The sequence below is a fragment of the Variovorax sp. FG153 genome (genome assembly GCF_057809595.1).
In genome coordinates this window covers 96366-112933 of record NZ_JBMDKG010000004.1, presented here as the reverse complement: position 1 = coordinate 112933, position 16568 = coordinate 96366, and the positions used below count along the sequence as shown (strand labels likewise).

Annotated in this window: 17 protein-coding genes and 1 tRNA gene; 6 read left to right on the top strand and 12 right to left on the bottom strand. The window is 71.7% G+C overall.

What is annotated here, in order from left to right; all coding sequences use genetic code 11:
* Positions 1-102: 102 nt before the first annotated feature.
* Complete coding sequence (locus ACODT0_RS07150; protein ID WP_057596914.1) at positions 103-804, top strand: SDR family NAD(P)-dependent oxidoreductase; 702 nt, start codon at positions 103-105, stop codon at positions 802-804.
* Positions 805-819: 15 nt separating this feature from the next.
* Here ACODT0_RS07150 and ACODT0_RS07145 read toward each other — a convergent pair whose 3' ends face one another.
* A complete protein-coding gene (locus ACODT0_RS07145; RefSeq protein ID WP_057596915.1) occupies positions 820-1035 on the bottom strand; it encodes a hypothetical protein in 216 nt (71 codons plus the stop codon).
* Positions 1036-1053: 18 nt separating this feature from the next.
* Between ACODT0_RS07145 and ACODT0_RS07140 the strand changes: the two genes are divergently transcribed.
* Entirely contained in the window at positions 1054-1452 is a 399-nt protein-coding gene (locus tag ACODT0_RS07140; RefSeq protein ID WP_172705263.1) for a hypothetical protein, read from the top strand.
* Positions 1453-1540: 88 nt separating this feature from the next.
* Here the strand turns inward: ACODT0_RS07140 and ACODT0_RS07135 are convergent.
* Positions 1541-1617 (bottom strand) — tRNA-Met (locus ACODT0_RS07135).
* Positions 1618-1652: 35 nt separating this feature from the next.
* The gene (locus ACODT0_RS07130; RefSeq protein WP_489040948.1) at positions 1653-3164 is read right to left on the bottom strand and encodes a vWA domain-containing protein; all 1512 of its coding nucleotides are present in this window, start codon (positions 3162-3164) and stop codon (positions 1653-1655) included.
* A 140-nt stretch (positions 3165-3304) separates the two neighbouring features.
* On the opposite strand from ACODT0_RS07130, the gene ACODT0_RS07125 reads away from it, so the two are divergent.
* Positions 3305-3991, top strand: coding sequence for a sigma-70 family RNA polymerase sigma factor (locus ACODT0_RS07125; protein ID WP_296735276.1), 687 nt, complete (start codon positions 3305-3307; stop codon positions 3989-3991).
* Positions 3988-5097, top strand: a complete 1110-nt coding sequence (locus tag ACODT0_RS07120) for a hypothetical protein (RefSeq protein ID WP_489040947.1) — start codon at positions 3988-3990, stop codon at positions 5095-5097. The genes ACODT0_RS07125 and ACODT0_RS07120 overlap by 4 nt, the downstream gene beginning before the upstream one ends.
* Before the next feature lie 51 nt (positions 5098-5148).
* On the opposite strand, the gene ACODT0_RS07115 is transcribed toward ACODT0_RS07120, so the two are convergent.
* Complete coding sequence (locus ACODT0_RS07115) at positions 5149-5928, bottom strand: enoyl-CoA hydratase (RefSeq protein WP_489040946.1); 780 nt, start codon at positions 5926-5928, stop codon at positions 5149-5151.
* A gap of 157 nt (positions 5929-6085) precedes the next feature.
* On the opposite strand from ACODT0_RS07115, the gene ACODT0_RS07110 reads away from it, so the two are divergent.
* On the top strand, positions 6086-6697 hold the full coding sequence (locus ACODT0_RS07110; protein WP_489040945.1) for a DUF2325 domain-containing protein: 612 nt from the start codon (positions 6086-6088) through the stop codon (positions 6695-6697).
* Here ACODT0_RS07110 and ACODT0_RS07105 read toward each other — a convergent pair.
* The 3 genes from ACODT0_RS07105 to ACODT0_RS07095 are packed head-to-tail and all read right to left on the bottom strand — an operon-like array spanning position 6694 to position 10495.
* Entirely contained in the window at positions 6694-8568 is a 1875-nt protein-coding gene (locus ACODT0_RS07105; protein ID WP_413762292.1) for a M61 family metallopeptidase, read from the bottom strand. The two genes, ACODT0_RS07110 and ACODT0_RS07105, sit on opposite strands and share 4 nt — an antisense overlap.
* On the bottom strand, positions 8568-9302 hold the full coding sequence (locus ACODT0_RS07100) for a DsbC family protein (protein WP_261211534.1): 735 nt from the start codon (positions 9300-9302) through the stop codon (positions 8568-8570). The genes ACODT0_RS07105 and ACODT0_RS07100 overlap by 1 nt, the downstream gene beginning before the upstream one ends.
* 35 nt (positions 9303-9337) lie before the next feature.
* On the bottom strand, positions 9338-10495 hold the full coding sequence (locus ACODT0_RS07095; RefSeq protein ID WP_489040944.1) for an FAD-dependent monooxygenase: 1158 nt from the start codon (positions 10493-10495) through the stop codon (positions 9338-9340).
* A 105-nt stretch (positions 10496-10600) separates the two neighbouring features.
* On the opposite strand from ACODT0_RS07095, the gene ACODT0_RS07090 reads away from it, so the two are divergent.
* On the top strand, positions 10601-11488 hold the full coding sequence (locus ACODT0_RS07090; RefSeq protein WP_489040943.1) for an MOSC domain-containing protein: 888 nt from the start codon (positions 10601-10603) through the stop codon (positions 11486-11488).
* Between the two features lie 4 nt (positions 11489-11492).
* Here ACODT0_RS07090 and rbsD read toward each other — a convergent pair whose 3' ends face one another.
* The 5 genes from rbsD to ACODT0_RS07065 are packed head-to-tail and all read right to left on the bottom strand — an operon-like array spanning position 11493 to position 16550.
* Complete coding sequence (gene rbsD / locus ACODT0_RS07085) at positions 11493-11891, bottom strand: D-ribose pyranase (RefSeq protein WP_209543692.1); 399 nt, start codon at positions 11889-11891, stop codon at positions 11493-11495.
* Entirely contained in the window at positions 11888-12847 is a 960-nt protein-coding gene (gene rbsK, locus ACODT0_RS07080) for a ribokinase (protein WP_261211528.1), read from the bottom strand. The genes rbsD and rbsK overlap by 4 nt, the downstream gene beginning before the upstream one ends.
* Positions 12844-13923, bottom strand: a complete 1080-nt coding sequence (locus ACODT0_RS07075; RefSeq protein WP_413762294.1) for a LacI family DNA-binding transcriptional regulator — start codon at positions 13921-13923, stop codon at positions 12844-12846. The genes rbsK and ACODT0_RS07075 overlap by 4 nt, the downstream gene beginning before the upstream one ends.
* Positions 13924-13971: 48 nt before the next feature.
* Positions 13972-14964, bottom strand: a complete 993-nt coding sequence (locus tag ACODT0_RS07070) for an ABC transporter permease (RefSeq protein WP_296735296.1) — start codon at positions 14962-14964, stop codon at positions 13972-13974.
* A gap of 20 nt (positions 14965-14984) precedes the next feature.
* Complete coding sequence (locus ACODT0_RS07065; protein WP_489040942.1) at positions 14985-16550, bottom strand: sugar ABC transporter ATP-binding protein; 1566 nt, start codon at positions 16548-16550, stop codon at positions 14985-14987.
* Positions 16551-16568 lie beyond the last annotated feature (18 nt).

Below are 16568 nucleotides of genomic sequence, written 5' to 3'. Positions count from 1 at the left end.
CGTGGCGTCTGGCGCAATCATTGGTTGCAGTCCAGGCGTCTGGTGCAAATGACAGGGCGTTCCCAGAATTCGAGGCATCGCAGCCAACAAGGAGCACGCCTCATGTCCCACCCACCACACAGCATCCTCGTCGTCGGCGCCTCGCGCGGCCTCGGTCATGCCATCGCGGCCGAATTCCTCAAGAAGGACTGGAAGGTCATGGGCACGGTCCGCGGAACGGCCCGCACCCTGCTGCACGATCTGGCCGACGCGCATCCCGGCCGCGTCGAGATCGAGTCGCTCGACATCACGGACCCCGGGCAGATCCAGGCCCTGCGCGAGCGGCTGGCCGGCGGCCGGTTCGACATCCTGTTCGTCAATGCCGGCACCACCAATCCCGATCCGACCCAGACCATCGGCGAGGTCTCGACCGAGGACTTCGTGAACCTCATGGTCGCCAATGCGCTGAGCCCGATGCGAGTGGTGGAAAGCCTCGCGGGCAACGTCCCGCCGGACGGCCTGATCGGCGTCATGTCGTCGGGGCAGGGCAGCATCGCCGACAACGAGACGGGCCAGCGCGAGGTCTACCGCGGCAGCAAGGCGGCGCTGAACCAGTTGCTGCGCAGCTTCGCGGCGCGGCAGGCCGGCACGCCGCGCGCCCTGCTGGCGATGGCACCCGGCTGGGTGCGCACCGAGCTGGGCGGGCCCGAGGGCCGGCTGACGATCGAGCAGAGCGTGCCGAGCCTGGTCGAAGTGATGCTCGCGAAGCGTGGGCGGCCCGGGCTCGAGTACCTGGACTACCGGGGGCGCACGGTGGCGTGGTGAGGCGGGTGCGCCGCGCTAGGGTTGCGCGCTGCCTTCGTTGAGCCTGCGACGTCCCAGCGGCGTGATGGCGAAGATCACCGCGGGGCGGCCATCCGGCCGTTCCGGACTCGGCAACTGCGCCTTGATCATCCCGGCGGCCTCCAGGACGATGGCGCTGCGGACGTCCTTCTCGTCGGCGATGACCAGCGGGAACGAGGCGTCTTCGATGCGGCGAAGAAGCTCCATGGGCATTTTCAGGTCTCCAAGGCTGTGACACAGACCGAATGCACGAAAAGTGACTCGAGCGTCGCGAAACAGACTTTACGTCTGGATGGCATTCATGCCGTGACTTTTGTCACATGGTGGCGCAATAATACGGGTTCACCATTAATACGCAGGTATCAACAAATGTCGGTTTTTACCTGCTGCCAATGCAGTGTGACCCACCTGAACCGGATCCAGCGCAGTACCTGGATGCGTTTCTTTCCCTGGTTGCGCGCCTACCAGTGCAGCCGCTGCGGCAAGGTTCAGCTGCTGTCGAAGCGGGCGGTCGACGAAGCGCTGGCGGCGCATACCTCGAGGGTTGCGCGCCATTCGGGGGGACGCCCCGTCGATCGAAAATCCCAGGGCCTTGGCGATGCGTCGAAGCGCAGTCCCGACATGAGTTGACGCGCCGGCAGGCGCCAAGGAAAAGCCCCCAAAGAACCCCTCAAAGAAAAAGCCCGCTTGTCCAATGGACAGCGGGCTTTGCTTTGTGTGGTGGCTCTTCACGGACTCGAACCGCGGACCTGTGGATTATGATTCCATCGCTCTAACCGACTGAGCTAAAGAGCCGAGCCTGCGATTATAGCCCAGGCTTTTCGCACAGTTCAACCACCGCGCGAAGCTTGTGCGCCCGGCAGCTTGCCGAGCTCCTCGGACACCAGCCGCACCACCAGCTTGTCGAGCGTCTGCACCGAATAGTTGCCCACGTCGTGCACGGTCTGCGTGCCCGGGCCGCTCGCGGGATCGGCGGCGTTCCGGTAGGTCAGGAACACGAAGCGCCCGCCGGTGTATTGCGCGATCTGGCGCTGGATGTATTCGCCCTGCCTGTCGAGGCCCGAGGCGCCCACGCTCAGCACCTTGATGCCCTTGCCGAGCGCGGCCACCATGCTGTCGTCGTACTGCGGGCCGGGGTAGTCCAGGTGCGGCGGCGCATCGGCCAGCAGTATCACGAGCCGCGTGGTGTCGTCGCCGCGCCAGCTCATGCGCTGCACGGTTTCGTGCAGGGCTTCGTTCATCGCCTCGGGATAGTCGCCGCCGCCCGCGGCCTGCAGCGCGTCGAGCACGCCCTGGAAGGCATCGAGGTCGTTGGTGAAGTCGTGCCGGCGCACCACGAACTCGTCGTGGATGTCTCGGTAGGCGACGAGGCCGAAGCAGGTGTCGGGCCGGCTCGGCAGGCGCGCGACCTGGTCGGCGATGTCGCGCAGCGTGCTGCGCAGGCGGGCGATCTCGTCGCCCATCGAGCCGGTGGCGTCGATCAGGAACACCAGGTCGAGCTGCGCGCGCGCGGGACGGGCGCCGGGGCGCTCGAGCACCACGTCGACCGCGTTCTTCTGGCCGCGGCGCAGGAACGAGCTCGCCTGGCGGCCGTTCTTGCGCACGGTCACTTCGTAGACCGCGCTCGGCTCGGCATCGAAGGCCCTGGGATGCAGCCAGGCGCGTCCGCCCGCATCGGTGCGGGCCCACATCGCGGCGCCGTTCGCGGCCTGCACGGCGACCTCGGCATCGGGCACCACGTTGCCCTGCGCATCGCGCACCTGCAGCAGGTAGCGCTCGCCGACGTCGCGCTCGCGGTGCGCGACCCGGGTGCGCTGGCGGAAGGCCAGGTACTCGCCGAAGTCGGCGTTGTCGTCGACCATGCCAGCCGTGACGGGCTCGTTCGCGGGGCGTGGGGCGACGGCGATCGGGGCCGGGGCGGGCGGCGGCGGGGCTTCCATGGTCGACGGGCTTGCCAGCCCGGCGCTGGTGTCGGCCATGGGCGCCGCCCTGGACGCGAGGGCTTCCATGGCGGGCGCGGACCGCAGCGCCGGCTTGGCGACAGCTCCCACGACGGGCCGGTGCTGCGCGATCCGGCCGGTGCCCGGCGTCTCGCTGGTCTGGATCGGCCGCGCGCAATGCTTCGCCGATGGCGCCTCGAAGTTCGGCATCGCCGGTTCGATGCGGCGCGCCGGGGTCGCCGCTTCGGTCGCCGGCACGGCCGGGGCCGGCCAGCGCGCGGCGGTGGCGCCGTCGTCGCGGCGGATGGGCGCTTCGGTGGCGCCACAGGCGCCCAGGAACAGCGACGCGCACAACAGCGCGACGAGGGGGCGGCGAAGGCGAGAGGCTCGGATCGGGATCATGAAAGCGGCTCCGTGGAGTGATCGGTGCAGGCTGTTACGGCCCGCCGCCGCCAGCGGGGTTAAGCCGTTGCATCTTTTTTCGGGCCGCGCCAACCCCGCGCCGCGCAGCCATGCGTACAAGTCGAGGTGAGAATCCACCGATGTCCGCGCTGCCCCGCGCCCGTTCCGCCACTGCCAGCCCGGCCGCGTCCGATGCGACCGGCCGCGACGCCATGCCCGACGATCAGCTGATGCTGGCCTACGCGCGCGGCGACGCCGCCGCCTTCGACGTGCTCTATGCGCGCCACGAGGGCGGTCTGTTCCGCTTCGTGCGGCGGCTGCTGGGCGCGCGGCTCGCGTCGCAGGCCGACGAGGTGTTCCAGGACACCTGGGTGCGGATCATCACGGCGCGCGAGAGCTTCTCGCCGCAGGGCGCGGCCTGGCGCACCTGGGCCTTCACGATCGCGCACAACCTCGCGATGGATCGGCTGCGCGTGAGCGGGCGCGAAGTCGCGCTCGACGGCCACGCGGGCGAGGACGACGAGGCCATTCCGGCGCTCGAGCGCGGCGTGCACGGTGCTTCGGACGACGTGGCCACCCATCCCTCGGCCGAGGAGCTCGCGTTCTGGCGCGCCGCGGGCCGGCGCCTGCTGGCCTGCCTCGACGAGCTGCCCGCCGAGCAGCGCGCGGCCTTCCTGCTGCACCACGAGGACGGCCTGACGGTGGAGGCGCTGTCCGCCAGCCTGCAGATCGGGTTCGAGACGGTGCGCAGCCGGCTGCGCTACGGGCTGCAGAAGCTGCGTGGCTGCATGGAACGCTACCTCGCGGTGCTGGAGGGCGCGCGATGAGCACGGGATTCGACGACGACGAGCTGCGCGACGCGCGCCTGCGCCGCGCGCTCGAGCATGCGCCGGACGCCGGGGCGCTGCCCGATCCGCGCACGCGCGAGGCGATCCGCAAGATGGCGCACAACCTCGCGGCAGCGACGCCGCCGGCCGCCGCGCCCACGGCACAGCCCTGGTGGCGGCGGCTCTTCGGCGGCGGCGGCCCGCGCGGTCGCATGCCATGGAACGCGGCCTTCGCGACCTTGCTGGTGGTCGGCTTCGTCACCGTGCTGTGGCGGCAGGAGCCGGTGCCCGATGCGCGGCTCGATGGCGAGGCGCGCGTGGGTGGCGCGGCGGCGGAAGCGCCGCCGGCGCCCCCTCCCGCGTCCGCCGCGCCCGCCGAGCCTGCCGCTTCCGTCGCCGCCCCAAGCCCGGCGCCCGAGGCACCGACCGCCGACGCGGTGCGCAAGCAGGCCGAATCGGCCGTGGCGCCTCGGCGTGCGCCGACGCCCTTGCCCGAGAAGCGGCGCGCACCGGACGAGCCGGCGGCCAAGCCGCGCGAACCGGCCGCCGAGACCGCTCCGCTGGCGGCCGAGTCGTTCCGCAAGAGCGAGAGCGAACGCGCCGCCGTCCGTCGCGATGCCGATGACGCGGCCGGCGCCCTCGCGCGGCCCGCGCCTCCGCCGCCCCTGGCGTACGCACCGGCGCCGCAGGCCGAACTCGCTGCGCCTTCGGCGGCGCCGCGAGCACGCCTGGCGGCCGCGCCGAACGCCGCGTCGAGCGCCACGCCTTTTGCCGTGCTGGAGCGCTGGACCACCTGGTCCACGACGGACGACCCCGCCGGCGGCCACGCCCGCGATGCCATCGAGGCCTTCCCCGCGCTGCTGGGCGCGGTCGCGCGTTCGGCCACCGCGCCCGATGCGCCGCTGGCCGCGCCGGTCGAGACGCGCATCGCGCTCCATCGCGGCCGCAGCCTGGTCGCGGTGCTCGAGATCGCGGGCGACCAGGTGCGCTGGTCGCCGCAGCCCGGCGGCGCGGCCTTCGTCGGCACGCCGCCCGCGCAGGCGCTCGCCTCGCTGCGCGCCGCGCTCGAGCGCGCACGCGAAATGCCTTCGACGCCGCGGCGTTGAAGGCGTCGGGTTTCGGGGCAAAAAAAAGCGGGCCGTCCGGCCCGCCCGCCCTCAGGCGTTCTTGAAGTCCGGCTGGCGCTTGGTCAGGAAGGCGTCCATGCCTTCCTTCTGGTCCTGCGTCGCGAACAGCGCATGGAACAGCCGGCGCTCGAACATCACGCCGTCGCTCAGGCCGCTCTCGAAGGCGCGGTTGACCGACTCCTTGGCCGCGATCACCGAGATCTGCGAGAAGCCGCAGATCACCAGCGCGGCGCCCAGCGCCTCGTCGGCCAGCTTCTCGAACGGCACCACGCGGCTCACGAGGCCCGAGCGCTCGGCTTCGGCGGCGTCCATCATGCGGGCGGTCAGCACCATGTCCATGGCCTTGCTCTTGCCCACCGCGCGCGGCAGGCGCTGCGTGCCGCCGGCGCCGGGGATCACGCCGATCTTGATCTCGGGCTGGCCGAACTTGGCGTTGTCGGCCGCGATGATGAAGTCGCACATCATCGCGAGCTCGCAGCCGCCGCCGAGCGCGAAGCCGGCCACGGCGCCGATCACCGGCTTGCGGATCGAGCGGATGGTCTCCCAGTTGCGCGTGATGTAGTCGCCCTTGTAGGTGTCGATGAAGCTGTACTTGGCCATCGCCGCGATGTCGGCGCCGGCCGCGAAGGCGCGCTCGCTGCCGGTGAGGATGATGCAGCCGATGGCGTCGTCGGCGTCGAAGGCCTTCAGGGCCTGGCCCAGCTCGGTCATCAGCGCGTCGTTGAGCGCGTTGAGCGCCTTCGGGCGGTTGAGGGTGATGATGCCGACCTTGCCAGCTTCGGTCCGCACTTCGATGTTCTCGTAGCTCATGGTGTCTCCGGGGAAGGGAAGAAAAACGCGCTTCACTATACCCACCGTGCCGTGCGCCACCGTGGCACAGGGCTGCTGGCCGGTGCCTTCGCCCTTCCTGCTGCATGGCTTTGTTGAGAATTGTTCTCAACTAGAATCCGCGGCCATGGAGTTCCCGATGCAAGAACATGCCGTGTTGCTGCGGGCCTATGCCCGCGTGCAGGAGCGCTGCTCGCAGCTGCTGGCCGAGCAGGCCGCGCTGGTGGAGCGGCTGGAGGCGCAGATCGTGCGCCTGCGTGGCGCGCTGGTGGCGCGCGATTCGGCGATGGCGATGGTGCGCGAGGAGCTGGCCGCGCTCGCGGCCGTCGGCGCGGCCCTGCCCAAGCGGCTGCATGCGCTGCTCGCACCGGGCGCCGCGCGCCGCCTGGCCGTTCCGGTGCAGGCACCGGTGCCCGCCGACCTGCGCGAGAAGTCCGTGCTCTGCGTGGGCGGCGACGAGCGCACGCCGTCTCTCGCGCGCCAGCTGGTCGAGATCGCGGGCGGCCGCTTCCTGCACCTCGAAGGCGCGGACGGCACCGACGATCCCGCGTTCGAGGCCAGCCTGCGCGCGGCCGACCTCGTCATCTGCCAGACCGGCTGCCTGAGCCACGATGCCTGCTGGCGCGTGCAGGACCATTGCCGCCGCACCGGCAAGCCCTGCGTGATGGTGGGCGAGCCGCAGCCCATCCATTTCGTGCGCCGCGAGACGGCCGAGGAGGCCGCGGCCGAACGGGCCTTGCCCGCGGGCTAAGCCTTCGTCGCCGCGATCGCCACCGGCGCCAGCCACTTCGAGACCCGGCCCGTGTCCTGCGCGAGCAGGCGCCAGGTCGTGACCCCCGTGGGCAGCACCAGCGGCAGCTTCACCAGCTTGCGGTCGCGCGCGACCAGCGCGGTGCAGCGCTTGCCCGCGCCGAGGTAGAGCGCGAGATCGTCGAGCCGGCCGATGCGCCAGCCCTGCGCGCTCTTGCGTCCCGCGGCCGGCAGCTCGATGCCGATCCATTCGTCGCCGGCCGCGAAGCCGGCCTTCTCGGCCGCGCCGCCGCGCAGCACCACCTTGACCTGCACGCTGCCGCCGCTTTCCGCCACGCGCAGGCCCAGCGTCTGCGCGGGCTGCGAGGGGTCGTCGAGCGTGGCCACGCCGTGCAGGCGCAGCAGCTCGGACAGCGGCAGCTCGGCGGTCGAGTGCACCCACGCCGCGAGCTCGGCCGCGTACGAGCGGCCGCCCGCGGCCTCGAGCGCGGCCGCGATATCGGCTTCGCTCACCGGCCCGCCGCCGCTCGCGCTCCACAGGTGGCGCATCGCGTCGTCGAGCGAGCCGCGGCCCTCGGCGCGCAGCTTGAGGTCGAGGCACAGCGCGACCAGCGCGCCCTTGGTGTAGTAGCTGACGGTGCCGTTGGGCGTCTGCTCGTCCTGGCGGTAGTACTTGACCCAGGCGTCGAAGCTCGCGTCGGCCACCGACTGCACCTGGCGCCCCGGCGTCTGCTGCACCTGGTTGATGGTCTTGTTGACCAGCCGCAGGTAGGCCGCGTCGTCGATCAGTCCGGCGCGGCGCAGCAGCAGGTCGTCGTAGTAGCTGGTGAAGCCCTCGAAGAACCACAGCAGCTTCGTGTAGTTCTCGCGGCCGTAGTCGTAGCGCGCGAACTCGGCGGGCCGCAGCCGCTTCACGTTCCAGGTGTGGAAGTACTCGTGGCTGATCAGGCCCAGCAGCGTGACGTAGCCGTCTGCGGCCTTCTTCATGCCGAGCTGCGGCAGGTCGCGGCGGTTGCAGATCAGCGCCGTCGAATGGCGGTGCTCGAGGCCGCCGTAGCCGTCGTCGACCGCGTTGAGCATGAACACATAGCGGTCGATCGGCGGCTTCGCTCCGCCGCGCTTGCCGACCTTGTCGCCGTGCCAGAAGCGCATCTCGGCTTCGCAGATGGCCTTCGTATCGGCCAGCAGCCGCTCGCCGTCGAACGAGGCCGCGGCGCCCGCGACCACGAAGCGGTGCGGCACGCCGCCGGCCTCGAACTCGCCGCTCCAGAAGGCGCCGAGCTCGACCGGGCTGTCGGCCAGCTCGTCGTAGTCGGCCGCGAGGTAGCGGCCGAAGCCGTGGCGGTCGGTCTTCAGCGGCGGCAGCGCGGTGGCGCAGGACCAGGGCGCGGCGCCCTCGGGCAGCGCCGAGGCGGCGGGTGCGACGATCTCGAGCGCATGCGGCGCATCGGTCTGGCCCTCGACCCGCAGGCACAGGCTGGTGCCGTTGAAGAAGCCGCGCTCGGCATCGAGCCAGGCGGTGCGCACCGAGTTGTCGTAGGCGCAGACCTTGTAGCGCAGCACCAGCGGCTGGCCGGCCGCGCATTCGACGCGCCAGCTGCACTTGTCGAGCTGCGTCAGCACCGGTGCCTTGCGCCGGCCCTGCGAGGCCTGCAGCCCCTGCAGGTTCTTGGCGAACTCGCGCACGAGGTAGCTGCCCGGGATCCACACCGGCAAGGTCAGCTGCTGCTCGGCCGCGGGGCGATCGATGGTGAGCGTGACCTCGAACAGGCGCGCATGCAGGTCGGCGCATTCCACGCGGTAGTGCACGCCGGGCGCGGCCACGGCCGCGGGCGCCGCGGCCGCGCGCCGCGAGGGGGACTTCGTCGCCATCAGCTGGCGGAGGCGGCGAGTTGCTTCTCGACCTGCTCGGCGGGCACGGCGCCCGGGGTGCGGGTGCCGTTGCTGTAGATCAGGGTCGGCGTGCCGGTGATGTTGTAGCGGCGGCCGAACTCGACGTTGCGCTGCAGCGCGGTCACGTCGCAGCTGCCGGGGGCGGTGGCCGGCCGGGTGCCCGATTCCATCCAGTCGCTCCAGGCCTTGCCCTTGTCCTTGCTGCACCAGATGTCGCGCGACTTGACGGTCGAATCGGGACCCAGCACCGGATAGAGGAACAGGTAGACGGTGACGTTGTCGACCGACTTCATGTCCTTCTCGAAGCGCTTGCAGTAGCCGCAGTTCGGATCCTCGAAGACCGCGAGCTTGCGCTTGCCGTTGCCGCGCACGATCTTGATCGCGTCCTTCACGGGCAGCTTGTCGAAGGCCACCTCCGACAGCTTCGCCACGCGTTCCTCGGTGAGGTTGCGGCGCGCGTTCACGTCGATCATGTTGCCCTCGAGCAGGTAGTTGCCCTGCTCGTCGGTGTAGTAGATCTGCGCGCCGTTGACGCGCACTTCGTAGAGGCCGGGCATCGGCGTCTTGGTGATTTCCTCGATGGCCGGGAACTGCGGGATGCGTTCCTTGAGGTTCTTGCGGATCTCGGCTTCGCCGGCATGGGCGCCGAAGGCCGCGAGGATCGCGAGCGACGCGAAGGCGGCGGGAAGCAGGTGGCGTGCGAGTGTCTTCATGGGTTCGAGGGAGTCGTTGTTCGGATCGTGCGGCGTCAGGCTTTCAGGCCCATGGCCTGCCGCGTGACCCAGTGCTTGACCAGGCGCGTGCGGTCGAAACCGCGCATGCCCCAGTTGCGCAGCGCGGGCAGCGGGCCCAGGCCGTGCGAGAAGAGTTGCTGCAGCCCGTCGGTGGCCAGGCTCATCTGCAGCACCTCGGTGCGGCGCGCGCGTTCGTAGCGGCGCAGCAGGCGCGGATCGCCCACGCTGCGCCAGTAGTCGCGCTCCTTGATGACGGCGGCCAGCGCGGCCGCGTCGGCCAGGCCGAGGTTCAGGCCCTGGCCCGCGAGCGGATGCACGGTGTGGGCCGCGTCGCCGGCCAATGCCCAGGTGCGCGGCGGCTGGCCGCTGGTTTGCGCCGCAGTCTGTGCGGAGGCAGGCAGGGTGCCGGTCCAGCGGTCGGCGATGGCGCGAGCCAGCGGCCAGGCGGCGCGCTCGCTCGCCAGCCGCAGCGCGCCGAAGGCCTGGTGGCTGGCCTCGGTCACGGCGGCATTGAATTCTTCGGCCGATTGCGCGAGCAGCGCCGGCGCGCGCAGCTGGTCGACCGACCACACCAGCGCCAGCCGGCGGCCGTGCACGCCGTCGAGCGGCAGCAGCGCGAACACCTCGCCCTTGTCGTTGAACCACTGGCGCGCCGTGCCCTCGTGCGACTGCTCGGCCTCGAGCCGTGCCGCGATCGCATGCTGCGGATAGCGCGTGACCGCGTAGCTCACGCCGAGCGCTTCGCGCGTGGCGCTGGTCTTGCCTTCGCAGACCACGGTGAGCGGCGCGGTGACCGGTTCGCTCACCACCTCGATCTGGGGCTGGAAGCGCACCGCGTCGGCCAGCTGCTTCTCGAGCGCCGGCACGTCGACGATCCAGGCCAGCGCCTCGACCTTCTGGCGCGCGGCGCTGAACTGCACGCGGCCACCCTCGTCGCCGTCGACCACCATCTCGCGCACCGGCGTGGCGCTGATGCCCTCGGGCCAGGCGCGCAGCGAGGCCAGCAGCTCGCGCGAGGCGGCGTTGAGCGCATAGGCGCGGACGTCTTCCCGCTCGGCGGCGGCGGGCGGCGCCACCAGCGCCACGCGCACGCGTTCGCGCGCGAGCAGCAGGGCCAGCGTGCGGCCGACGATGCCGGCGCCGCGGATACAGACTTCGGGGGGGAGGGCCATCGCGGCATTGTAGGAGGAGGCTCCCGCGGCCGACCCCGTGGGGAAACCGGCCATTGGGGGTATGCCCGGAGCGAGGACAATCGAGCCCCCATCCGAGGAGCCCCCGTGACAGATTTCGATCTCCAGGCCACCATCGCGCGCCTGTTCGTGTACCCCGTCAAGTCCTGCGCCGGCGTCGAGCTGCCCGAAGCGCTGCTGACCGAGACCGGCCTCGAGTTCGACCGGGCCTGGATGGTGGTCGACGAAGAGGGCGAGTTCGTCACGCAGCGGCAGCTGCCGCGCATGGCGCTGATCAAGCCGCAGATGAAGCACACCGAGGTGGTGCTGCGCGCGCCCGGCATGCTGGCGCTGCACCTGGCCTTCGACCGGGTCGAGCAGCCGATGCGGGTGCGGGTCTGGAAGGACGAGGTCGATGCCTACGACATGGGCGATATCGCGGCCCAGTGGTTCAGCGACTTCCTCTCCGAGCCCGGCAAGCCGCGGAAGCTGCGGCTGGTGCGCTTCGATCCCGAGGTCAAGCGGCTGTCGAGCCTCAAGTGGACCGGCGGCATCGAGGCCCAGACCCAGTTCGCCGACGGCTATGCGCTGCTGGTGGCCAGCGAGGGCTCGCTGGCCGAGCTCAACGAGCGGCTGGCGCGCGACGGCCATGGCCCGGTGGGCATCGAGCGCTTCCGGCCCAACATCGTGCTGGCCGGCATCGAGTCGCACGATGAGGACCGCGTCGAGATGCTGCACGTGGCCAGCGGCGCCGACGGTTCGGCGGACGGCGCGCAGCTGCAGCTGGTCAAGCCCTGCTCCCGCTGCCCCATTCCCGACATCGACCCGGCCACCGCGCTCAGCAGCCCCGAGGTCAACGACACGCTGCGCACCTACCGCGCCGACCCGCGCGTCGACGGCGCCATCACCTTCGGCATGAACTGCATCGTGATCCAGGGCGTGGAGCAGATGCTCAAGGTCGGGCAGCCGGTGGGAGCGAACTACAAGTTCGAATGAACGGCTAGAAGGTCACGCCCGCGCACAGGATGATGTTCGCGTAGGGCGTGCATTCGCCCGTGCGTACGACTGCCTTGGCACGCGCGCTCAGGCGTTTCAGCTCCTCGTGCGACACCGTCTCGGGCACGACCGCGAGCTGCCCCGCGCACCATTCGGGCAGTTCGCCCGTGGCGCGGCCCTCGACCGCCTCGCGCGCGAGCAGCGCGCGCTCGACCTGCAGTTCGCTCAGCACCGCCTTCAGCACCTCGGCCACGCGCGGCACGCCGGGCGTGAGCGCGAGGTCGATGCGGCGCGGGCCGTCGGGAATGGGCAGGCCGGCATCGCCGATCACGAGCATGTCGCCATGGCCCATGGTGGCGATGACCTGGGACAGTTCGGAGTGCAGCAGGGCGGTACGTTTCACAGCGGAATCCAGTCGGGAGGCAGGGGGCTGCGCAGCACGGCCTCGCGCTGCGGGATGGAAGGCTGGGCGCCGGGCTGCTGGATGCACAGCGCGGCGGCGCGGATGCCCAGGCGCACGGCCTCGTCGAAGGACTGGCCCTCGCCGAGCGCGGTGGCGAGCGCGCCGAGGAAGGTGTCGCCGGCGGCCGTGGTGTCGACCGCCTGCACCACCAGCGCCGGATGGTGGCGCGCGCCGTCGGCATCGACCGCCACCGCGCCGCGCGCGCCGAGCGTGACCACCACGCGCGCGATGCCGCGCGCGCGCATCGCCTGCCCGGCGGCCGCGGCCTCCTGCGGGCTGTCGGCGCCCAGGCCGCTGAGCGTGCGCGCCTCGATCTCGTTGACCACCAGCGTGTCGATCTTCGGCCACAGGGGCTCGGCGATGGCCTGCACCGGCGAGGGATTGAGCAGCACCTTGCAGCCGGCCTCGTGCGCCACCGCGATCGCGCGCTCGACCTGCGCCATCGGGGTCTCGAACTGGGTCACGAGGAAGGCCGCGCCCGCGAGCCGGGTGCGCAGGTCCGCCGCGTCGAGGTCGACGCCGGCATTCGCGCCCGCGATCATCACGATGCGGTTCTGGCCGCTGTCCTCGACCATGATCAGCGCGGTGCCCGTGGGTTCGGCGGCATCGGTGCGCAGGGCCTCGGTGTCGATGCCGTCGCGTTCGAGCGCCTGGCGCAGCGCGCGGCCGTGGTCGTCGTCGCCCACGCAGCCGATCATGCGCACCTGCGCGCCCTCGCGCGCGCAGCTCACGGCCTGGTTGGCGCCCTTGCCGCCGGGGATGGTGGCGAAGGAGCGGCCCAGCAGGGTCTCGCCCGCGGCGGGCGCATGCGGCACGCGCAGCACCAGGTCCATGTTGAGGCTGCCGAGCACCACGATGCGCGGTGCCGCGGGGCGGGAGGAAGACGTCGGGCTCACGGGGTGCGGGACTTTCGGGTGTCGGCGGAAGAGGGGACGGATACCGGTACAGCCGCGGGCGCTCCGGAATAGCGCGCGGTCGAGGCGCGCACGTGCAGCTCGGGCTGCAGCACCACCTTGCGCGCATCGCGGCGGCGGCCGCCCACGCGCTCGAGCAGCATGTCGACCGCCAGCGCGCCGATGCGCTCCTTGGGCTGGGCCACGGTGGTGAGCGGCGGGCTGGTGTAGGCCGAGAGTTCGATGTCGTCGAAGCCGACGATCGAGAGCTCGTCGGGCACCCGCACGCCGCTCTCGTGCGCAGCGCGCAGCGCGCCGATCGCCATCAGGTCGTTGCAGACGAAGACCGCCGAGGGAATGTCGTTGGTGCCGGCGCGCAGGATGGCGTGCATCGCCTCGTAGCCGCCCTGGCTGGTGAAGCCGCCGCGCCACAGCAGCGCGTCGGCGTCGCCGGTGCCGTGGCCGCTCTCGGCCAGCGCCATGCGCCAGCCCGCGATGCGTTGCTCGCTCGGCGACACGCCCTGCGGCCCGCCGATGCAGGCGATGCGGCGGTGGCCCAGCGACAGCAGATGGCGCACCGCGAGCAGGCCGCCCTGCATGTGGGCGGTCTCGACCAGGTCGCAGTGCGGGTCGGCGATCTCGCGGTCGAGCAGCACGGTCGGCACCTTGAGGCCGTTGAGCTGCCGGGCCAGCGTGTCGTCGTCGCCGGTCGACACCACGATCAGCCCGTCGATGCGACGCTCGGCCAGCACCTGCAGGTACACGCTCTGGCGGTGCGGCTCGTCGTCGGTGTTGCACAGCACCAGCGTGTAGCCGGCGCCGAAGCAGCGGTCCTCGATGATGCGCACGATCTCGGCGAAGTAGGGGTTCGAGCTGTTCGGGATCAGCATCCCGAGCGTCGAGGTGGTGTTGCTCTTGAGGCTGCGCGCCATCGCGTTGGGCACGTAGCCGAGTTCGCGGATCGCGAGCTCGACGCGCTCGCGGCCCTTGGCGCTGACGTGGCGCGTGTCGTTGACCACGTGCGAGACGGTGGTGACCGACACGCCCGCGCGCAGTGCGACGTCCTTGATGGTGGCCATGGCCTGGGTGTTCCTGTTGCGGGGTGCTGCTTCGTGGGGAGGGGAGCGTCAGGCCAGCCGGCGGTCGGCGCGGCGCTGGCGCAGGGTGTCGATGATCACCGCAACCACGATCACCGCGCCGGTGATGATGCGCTTGCTCGGCTCGCTGGCGCCGACCTGCGCCAGGCCGGCCTCGAGCACCGCGATGATCAGCACGCCGAAGAAGGTGTTGACCACCGAGCCGCGCCCGCCCATCAGGCTGGTGCCACCGATCACCACCGCGGCGATCACCTGCAGCTCGATGCCCACGCCCGAGTTCGGGTCGGCCGCCTCGAGGCGCGCCGACTGCATCAGCCCCGCCAGGCCGGCCAGCAGGCCGGTGACCGCGAACACCACGATGCGGATCGGCCGCGGGTCGATGCCCGCGAGGCGCATGGCCTCCTCGTTGGTGCCGATGCCCACCACGTAGCGGCCGAACACGGTGCGCGACAGCACCAGCTGGCCCACGATCACCAGCACCACCGCGAGCACGAAGGCCGCCGAGATGCCGCCGATCCATGGCGCCGCCAGGCCCGAGATGGCGTCGCCCACGTACTGGGTGCGCGAGTCGGTCACCAGGTAGGCGCCGCCGCGCACGGCCTCGAGCATGCCGAGCGAGACGATGAAGCTCGGCAGCCGCCAGGCCACCGACACCGCGCCGGTGATCGCGCCGCAGATCAGGCCGGTGGCCAGGCCCAGCAGCGCGGCCAGCGGCACCGGCAGGTGCCATTGCAGGATGGCGGCGGCGGCCACCGCCGCGCTGAGCGCCAGCACCGAGCCCACCGAGAGGTCGATGCCCGCGATGATCAGCACGAAGGTCATGCCCACGGCCATCACGGCCAGCGCGGGGATCTCGTTGGCGATGGTGACGAAGGTCTCCACCGTGAGGAAGTACTCGCTGAGGCTGCCGAACAGCGCGATCATGCCGAGCAGCACCACGGCCAGGCCGATGTAGGTGCCGAGCTGGCCCTTGAGGGAGCCGGCGCCGGCGGCGGGGGGAGCGGAAGCGGTGGTGGTCGTCATGGGGCGAAGGAGGATGAGGCTCAGGCAGCGGCGAGAGAGGGAGCGGTGTGGGTTGCGGGCGCGGCGCGGCCGGTGTCGCCGAAGGCCGCGGCCAGGATCGACTGCTGGTCCCAGGCGCCGCGCTCGAACACCGCCACCAGGCGGCCGGCGTGCATCACGCCGATGCGGTCGCACATGGCCATGAGTTCGCGCAGGTCGCTCGACACCATCAGCAGCGCCTTGCCGGCCTCGGCCATGCGGTCGAGCTCGGCATAGAGGTCGGCGCGCGCGCCCACGTCGACGCCGCGCGTCGGCTCGTCGAGCAGCAGCACCCTGCATTCGCGGTGCAGCCAGCGCGCGAACACCACCTTCTGCTGGTTGCCGCCGCTGAGCGTGGCCACGCTCTGCTCCTCGCTGCGCGAGCGGATGCGCAGCGTCTGCACCAGCCGGCGCGCGATGCCGCGCTCGGCGGCCGCGCGCAGCCAGCCCAGGCGCGAGACCGCGCCGAGGTCGCTGAGCGTGGCGTTGACGCGGATCGATTGCGTCATCAGCAGGCCCTGCGACTTGCGGTCTTCGGTGACCAGGCCGATGCCGGCACGGATCGCCTGCATCGGCGAGCGCCAGCGGCCCGCGGCCGGTTGCTGCGCGCCGGGCCAGTGGAGTTCGATCGTGCCGCGCTCGGCCTTGTCGGCGCCGAACAGCAGCCGCACGAGCTCGGTGCGGCCCGAGCCCACGAGCCCGGCGATGCCCATCACCTCGCCCGCGCGCAGCTGCAGGTCGACATCGCGCACCGCGCTGCCGCGGCCGATGCCGTGCGCGCTCAGCATCGGCGCGCCGGCCACGCGGCGCGGGCGGCCGTCGTGCTCGTGCACCGCGCGGCCGACCATGCGCTCGACCAGTTCGGATTCGCGCACGCCGGCCATCGGCCGCACGTCGACCAGCCGGCCGTCGCGCAGCACCGCCACGCGGTCGGCGATGCGCTGCAGCTCCTCGAGCCGGTGCGAGACGTAGACGATGCCCACGCCGCGCGCCTTCAGCAGCGCGATCTGCTCGAACAGATGCTCGGTCTCGCGCGGCGTCAACATCGCGGTCGGCTCGTCGAGGATCAGCACGCGGGTGTCGTCGAGCAGGTTGCGCGCGATCTCCACCATCTGCTGCTGGCCGATGCCCAGGCGCGAGACCGGCACGGCCGGATCGATGTGCGAGAGGCCGATCTTGGCCAGTTGCAGCCGCGCGGCCGCGTGCAGCTCGGCGCGCTGCAGCCAGCCCATGCGCTGCGGCAGCCGGTCGAGCAGCAGGTTCTCGGCCACCGTGAGCGTGGGCACCAGCCCGAGTTCCTGCATCACCATGCGCACGCCGTGCGCCTCGGCGTCGCGGCGCGAGCCCGGCTGGAACGGCGCGCCGCCCAGCAGCATCGTGCCGCGCGTCGGCGTGACGAGGCCGCAGACGATCTTGGAGAGGGTGCTCTTGCCGGCACCGTTCTCTCCGGTCAGCGCGAGCACCTCGCCGGCCTCCAGCGTGAGGGTCACGCCGTCGAGCACCGGCGCGGCGTAGTCCTTGCCGATGTCGTGGAGCGCGAAGAGCGGCGTGGCGGGGGTTGCGGACATGGGCGCCGGCAAGGGTGG